This is a genomic window from Neobacillus drentensis, from assembly GCF_036966985.1.
Lineage (GTDB): Bacteria > Bacillota > Bacilli > Bacillales > Cytobacillaceae > Neobacillus > Neobacillus drentensis_E.
Window position 1 is genome coordinate 575 of record NZ_JBALSN010000390.1, and the last position, 5,879, is coordinate 6,453.

A 5,879-nucleotide genomic window follows, 5' to 3' on the forward strand; every position below is an offset into this window, starting at 1 on the left:
AGATTGGTCATCATTGGCTTGATGATGACCATTCCTTCTTCAGTCTTGCGGGAGTTTGGTCATCATGGGCTACATGATGACCATTTCTACTTCTAGCTTCAGGAGTTTCGGTCATCATCAAGCACTTAAGCCGCCTTTGCCTTTAAAAGCTTTTGATTTTGTTTTTTCACTTCGGAATTTTTCAAAAAGTATTGACAGTAAATTACATCCAAATTATTATCATTATTAAGAATGATAATAATTATGGTCACGGATACAAAAAAGGGGAGATATGAATGGTAAGTACGGCAACGATTATTTCGATGTTTGTCCCGATTGTAGTTTCTATTAGTTTATTTGTAGGACTGATTTTGGTTTATCGAAAGAAAACAGGGATTGCTGTAAAGCCGGTAGTTATTGGCGCTATTGGGTTTGTCGTCGCAACACAGATTTTAGAAAAAGTATTGCATGTAGTTGTCATCACAAACTTTCCAAATTATGCGGACCATCCATGGTTATTTGGATTATACGGCGGCATGGCAGCGGGCTTATTTGAAGAGCTGGGACGGTTTCTATTATTTATTTGGCTCCTGAAAAAATTCCATGATTACAAAGGGGGAATCTCGTTTGGAATTGGCTGGGGCGGTACTGAAGCGGTTTTGTTGGTGATGATGACGGTTGTGCAAAACATGATCTTCGCTTTTATGATAAATTCGGGAACTTTTGAGTCATCCTTAGGGGGGAGTATTCCAGCTGATCAGTTGGCAGGAATGAAAGAATCGATAGTAAATCAAGGGGTTTCCTTTTATTTATTAGGCAGTTTGGAGCGATTCTTTGCTGTATTCCTGCAAATCGCTTTTAGTTTATTGGTATTAATAGCAGTCGTCAAAAAGAAATTTTCCTATGTGGTCTATGCGATTCTCATTCATGCAGCAATTGACTTTCCACTCGTATTTTTCCAAACAGGATATCTTAAAAATCTATGGGTTATTGAGTTATATATGGCAATCATCGGACTATTATCATTTGTCTTTATTAAAAAGTCGAAGAATATACTGCCTGATACGACAAGATAGTTTGATAGATTTTTCAAAAGTAAAGGGAATTGGACTCAGCCAATTCCCTTCGTTTAAGAAATTAATTACGGATAAGGTAATCAAATGCACCTAAAGCTGCAGTAGCACCTGATCCCATCGAAATGATGATTTGTTTATAGGCACTATCCGTACAATCGCCGGCTGCAAACACACCAGGAATGGTGGTTGCTCCATGCTTATCAACAATGATCTCACCAAAGCGAGTCCGTTCAACGGTTTCGCCTAGCCAATCTGTATTCGGTACAAGACCAATCTGTACAAACACACCTTGCAGTTCAACATGATGCTCTAAGCCTGTTTCACGGTCAATATAAGAAATTCCGTTTACCTTGTCAGTACCGGTAATTTCTTTTGTTTGAGCATTCTTTATAACCGTTACATTAGGCAGGCTGTAAAGACGGTCTTGCAGGACAGAATCAGCTTTCAGCTCTGGCGCAAACTCAAGAACAGTTACATGATTGACAATGCCTGCGAGGTCAATGGCTGCTTCAATGCCAGAATTACCGCCGCCAATAACAGCGACGTCTTTTCCTGCAAACAATGGACCATCACAATGTGGACAGTAGGCGACACCTTTGTTCTTGAACTCGGTTTCGCCAGGAACACCAATATTACGCCAGCGGGCACCTGTTGATAGAATGACTGTTTTACTTCTTAAAATAGCTCCGTTTTCGAGTTCGACGGCAATAAAATCCTTCTTCTCTAGACGCTTTGCACGTTGTAAATTCATCACATCAACATTGTACTCCTTGACATGTTCTTCAAGACTTGCTGCTAGTTTAGGACCTTCTGTATATTTCGTACCGATAAAGTTCTCAATACCCATGGTGTCCATAACTTGGCCGCCAAATCGTTCCGCCACAATACCTGTGCGGATGCCTTTACGTGCTGCATAGATAGCCGCACTGGCACCAGCAGGGCCGCCCCCGATCACAAGGACATCAAATGGTTCCTTATCAGAAAGCTCTGATACATCTGTTCCGCTGCCCATCTTGGCAAGGATTTCTTCAATTGTCATCCGGCCGCTGCCGAACGATTCCCCATTAAGGAAAACAGTTGGTACCGCCATGATGTTTTTGCTTTCCACTTCTTCTTTGTAGGCTGCGCCGTCAATCATGGTGTGAGAAATGCCAGGATTTAAAACGCTCATAATATTCAATGCTTGAACCACGTCAGGGCAATTGTGGCAAGTTAAACTGATATAAGATTCAAAGTGATAGTCACCTTTAATTGCTTTGATTTGATCAATGACTTTCTGTTCAACCTTTGGAGCTCTGCCGCTTACTTGCAATAGAGCCAACACTAACGAAGTAAATTCGTGTCCTAGAGGAATACCAGCAAAAGTTATGCCTGTATCTTCGCCGATACGATTTACACTAAAGCTAGGTGTTCTCTCTAGTTCTGTTTTTTCAACCTTAATGTGAGAGGACATCGCAACCAATTCTTCTACTAAAAGCAACATGTCCCGAGATACTTCATCGGATCCAGCGCTAACTTTGACGAGGATGTCACCCTCCATCATATTAAGATATTGGGATAACTGTGCTTTAATATCTGCATCTAGTAACATGAACATCGTACTCCTTAAATTTTTCCTACAAGGTCAAGGCTTGGCTTCAGTGTTGCTGCACCTTCTTGCCATTTAGCCGGGCAAACTTCACCTGGATTGCTGCGAACATACTGTGCAGCCTTAATTTTATTAACAAGAGTGCTTGCATCACGGCCGATGCCGTCTGCATTAATTTCAACAGCTTGTACTACACCTTCTGGATCGATGATAAAAGTACCGCGTTGTGCAAGACCTTCTTCCTCATCTAGTACATCAAAGTTGCGAGAGATCTTTTGTGATGGATCGCCAATCATAATATATTCGATTTTACCAATCGTTTCTGAGTTATCGTGCCATGCTTTATGTGTAAAATGCGTATCTGTTGAAACGGAATATACTTCTACACCTAGATCTTTCAACGTTGCATATTCATTTTGCAAGTCTTCTAGTTCGGTAGGGCAAACGAATGTAAAATCTGCTGGGTAAAAGCAAACGACACTCCATTTACCTTTAAAGTTTTCTTCGCTTACAGTGATGAAATCCCCGTTGTGGTACGCTTTTGCTGTGAATGGTTTTACTTCTTTTCCTATTAATGACATAATCAATTCCTCCTAAGTATGTGTGTTTATTTTATATATTTTATTAGATTAGATTAATTCTAATTCAGTAACTATTATTATATAAAAACTATTGTTTTGTCAAATGGAATGTTTCACTTTTTTTAGGTTGGTTATTTTTGAAGAATTTAACACTTTTTTAATTTTTAATACAATAATTGATTGGTAGTGTTGTTGCTGGTCAGGTGGATCGGAAAAAATGAAGGTAATCGTACAATAACAAATAAAGTTAATTGTACCCGCGAGCTAAGGAATAAGGGGGTAAAGGTAACAAATAGAAGCTAATTGTGACCATGAGCCCAGAAAAAAGGAGTTGACGGTAACAAATAGGAGTTAATTGTGCCCGTGAGCCCGGAATAAGGGAGTCCGAGGTAACGATTACTAGTTAACGCTATATTCACCTCAGTAAAAGTTAGTTTTTAATAAAAAGCCATTTTATTTTAAAGGCTTTGGCAAGCACGAAGATACGCCGATTCATGGAAGAGGCTTTGATGAGGCTGCTAATGTGATGGATTTCAACCTGATGAAATGGATGGGAGCTAACTCATTCCGTACAGCACATTACCCATATTCAGAAGAAATTATGCGCCTTGCTGACCGCGAAGGTTTTGTGATCATTGATGAAGTACCGGCAGTAGGTATGCACTTGAACATGTTGGTGGTCTTTTTGGGTGGAACGAAACGGGATACCTGGAAGGAGCTTAAAACCTTCGAACATCATCAACAGGTGATAAAGGAACTAATCAATCGTGATAAAAACCATCCTTCTGTCGTATTGTGGAATTTAGCCAATGAAGCTGCAACGGAAGAAGAGGGAGCATATGAGTATTTTAAACCGCTAGTAGAGCTTGCAAAAGAACTGGACCCGCAAAGACGTCCTGTTACCATTGTTACTGAAATTCAATCTTCACCTGAAAAGGATCAAATTGCGGAATTACTGGATATCCTTGCCTTTAACCGGTACTACGGATGGTATGTTGACGGTGGTGATTTGGTCTCGGCTAAAGAAAAGCTTCGTGCGGAATTTAATGATTGGCTTAAACGATGCCCCGACAAACCATTTATGATGACCGAGTATGGGGCTGATACGGTGGCTGGCTTGCATGATGTAGAACCTGTTATGTTTACGGAAGAATATCAAGTAGAATTCTATCGGGCAAATCACGAAGTGTTTGATGAATTTAAACAATTTGTTGGAGAGCAGGTATGGAACTTTGCTGATTTTGCAACGGGCCAAGGAATTGTTCGAGTTCAAGGAAACAAAAAAGGCATTTTTACTCGCGACCGGAAACCAAAATATGCGGCCCATGAACTGCGAAGACGTTGGAAAGAAATACCTGATTTTAACTATAAGGGATAAAACTAAATCTATCCTAAGTTCATAAATAATGCTTGGATATAAATATTTTGTTTGAATAGTGGTGAGCTCTATGGAAATTGGTGTTGCTGCTTATCTTAAGAAGATAAATAAAAGCTTGGTCTTAAGTAAAATAATTAAGCATGAGTTGATCTCTAGGTCTGAATTAGCAAATATCACAAAACTAACAAAGGCAACGATTTCTTCACAGACAGCTGAGTTATTAGATGAAGGATTAATAATCGAATCTCACCAAGAGTATAACCAGGTTGGAAGAAAGCCGATTATGCTTTCACTTAATCAAGATGCTGGTTATGCCTTAGGAATTGATCTGGATTTTCGGAATATTATATTTACTGTATCTGATTTAATAGGGAATCCTGTTCATTCGAATACTGTAGAGCTAGAGAATTCAAAATATGATGAGATTCTTCAAATCTTAATCAATAAAATTAGAGAATACCAAGAAAGATTTTCCCATTGTCGTTTCGGACTGGTTGGTGTGGGAATTGGAATTCATGGAACTGTGAAGAAGGACGAAACTATCTCATTTGTTCCACATCATAAATGGTATAAGAAGGACTTAAAAGGTGATTTAGAGAAAAATGTAAATACAGCAGTTTATGTTGAAAATAATGCAAATTTATGTGCATTTGCTGAAAAAGTATTTCATTTCCATCAAAGTAACGACTTAATCAGCCTAAGTATGTTTTCAGGTATAGGTCTTGGTATTTTGTTCAACGGGGAACTGGTAAAAGGGTACCATGGATTTGCAGGGGAAATGGGTCACATGATCATTTCTCCTGATGGAAAACCTTGTAATTGCGGGAAAACTGGATGTTGGGAGTTATATGCCTCTGAAGTCAGTTTCTTTAAAAATTTATCTGAAATAATTGATAAACCAAGATTGACCCACCAGGATATCAAAAATCTTGTTATTGCCAGAAATCCAGCAGTTATTTCTCAAATGGACAACTTTATTAAGTATGTATCTATTGGACTAAATAATATAATTAATTTACTAAATCCTGAAATACTGGTGTTAAATAGTGAGTTATTGAAATTGTTTCCGGATGCCATGAATACCCTCGAATTAAACTTAAAAACTTCAATTAGTAATTATAAAGAAATATTCATTTCAGATCTCGGTACGAATGCATGTGTAATGGGAGCTTGTGCCCTAACTATAAAGAAATTCTTAGATATTCCTGAGTTAAATTTAACAATTAAACAGGAAGTGTTGGTACCAAGTATTTAAAAGGAACTTCAAAACTGCTTGA

Annotated in this window: 4 protein-coding genes and 1 pseudogene; 3 read left to right on the forward strand and 2 right to left on the reverse strand. The window is 38.6% G+C overall.

The window, feature by feature from the left end; genetic code table 11:
* Nucleotides 1–275 precede the first annotated feature (275 nt).
* On the forward strand, nt 276–1,055 hold the full coding sequence (locus V7659_RS22945) for a YhfC family intramembrane metalloprotease (protein ID WP_335542494.1): 780 nt from the start codon (nt 276–278) through the stop codon (nt 1,053–1,055).
* A 61-nt stretch (nt 1,056–1,116) separates the two neighbouring features.
* Here V7659_RS22945 and ahpF read toward each other — a convergent pair whose 3' ends face one another.
* Together ahpF and ahpC are read right to left on the reverse strand one after the other, a co-directional pair.
* Nucleotides 1,117–2,646 carry an alkyl hydroperoxide reductase subunit F gene (gene ahpF, locus V7659_RS22950; protein WP_335542495.1) on the reverse strand — a complete coding sequence of 510 codons (1,530 nt, stop codon included), beginning with the start codon at nt 2,644–2,646 and terminating at the stop codon, nt 1,117–1,119.
* A 14-nt stretch (nt 2,647–2,660) separates the two neighbouring features.
* On the reverse strand, nt 2,661–3,224 hold the full coding sequence (gene ahpC / locus V7659_RS22955) for an alkyl hydroperoxide reductase subunit C (protein ID WP_144550199.1): 564 nt from the start codon (nt 3,222–3,224) through the stop codon (nt 2,661–2,663).
* Nucleotides 3,225–3,651: 427 nt separating this feature from the next.
* Here ahpC and V7659_RS22960 point away from each other — a divergent pair.
* Both V7659_RS22960 and V7659_RS22965 read left to right on the forward strand, forming a co-directional pair.
* Nucleotides 3,652–4,602: pseudogene (locus tag V7659_RS22960) on the forward strand (glycoside hydrolase family 2 TIM barrel-domain containing protein); the annotation flags it as partial.
* 70 nt (nt 4,603–4,672) lie between these two features.
* The gene (locus V7659_RS22965) at nt 4,673–5,857 is read left to right on the forward strand and encodes an ROK family transcriptional regulator (protein WP_335453214.1); all 1,185 of its coding nucleotides are present in this window, start codon (nt 4,673–4,675) and stop codon (nt 5,855–5,857) included.
* The last annotated feature ends 22 nt before the right edge of the window (nt 5,858–5,879 follow it).

Bases quoted from the DNA above. Each gene is read 5' to 3' on its own strand.
- V7659_RS22965 (WP_335453214.1), top strand. From the start codon at position 4,673: ATGGAAATTGGTGTTGCTGCTTATCTTAAGAAGATAAATAAAAGCTTG.
- ahpC (WP_144550199.1), bottom strand. From the start codon at position 3,224: ATGTCATTAATAGGAAAAGAAGTAAAACCATTCACAGCAAAAGCGTAC.
- ahpF (WP_335542495.1), bottom strand. From the start codon at position 2,646: ATGTTACTAGATGCAGATATTAAAGCACAGTTATCCCAATATCTTAAT.
- V7659_RS22945 (WP_335542494.1), top strand. From the start codon at position 276: ATGGTAAGTACGGCAACGATTATTTCGATGTTTGTCCCGATTGTAGTT.